The organism is Oleiphilus sp. HI0132, assembly GCF_001635845.1.
Genome location: NZ_LWGJ01000828.1, coordinates 1 through 583 on the forward strand (window position 1 = coordinate 1; position 583 = coordinate 583).

Sequence of the window (583 nt, forward strand, 5' to 3'; positions counted from 1 at the left end):
ATTTGGATATTAGCTTCTCGGTAGAAGATGGTTTTGCGACAATAAGCGACATCGAGAAGCAATTGAGTTAGCGTGCTGCAAGAATTGTTAGCGCTTCTTTAGACTTATCTAAAAACCGATGAAAGCCTTCAAAATAACTTGTATTGAGCTCTCTCGAAGTCTGCCCCATATCCGCATAGATAAACCCGATTCGTTTACGGACAGTGGCTAAAGGCGATATAAAAAACCTTTTCTGACCTGTAATACCTAGGTATTCGGGCGATATAAATTGCGTTATGTGCTGGTAGTCCGAGTTACCTATCCAGGCAGCCTGATCACGTTCAAACAGGTTAAACAAGAAACCCGAACGGCTTCTTTCATATCGAACAACAAACTTCTCTCGCCACTTCTCCGTGCTCTGCCCTGAAGCATATTTAACGACTACCCTCTGGTGCTCTTTATCAAATATTGCCAAGGCGACGCGCTCAAGGCCGATGCCTTTATGAAGCCCTTGCAAGCAAAGCTTAAACACCTCATTGATATTAAAATCACCCGCTAACAGCTTATCCAAACGCTCCAGTGCTTCAAGCTCTATTGCAGTATT

At 43.4% G+C, this 583-nt stretch carries 1 protein-coding gene; it reads right to left on the bottom strand.

Features of this window, described 5'->3' with window-relative positions:
- Window positions 1-67: 67 nt before the first annotated feature.
- A partial coding sequence (locus A3766_RS30865; protein ID WP_197479482.1) for a hypothetical protein occupies window positions 68-583 on the bottom strand: 516 nt, incomplete at its 5' end.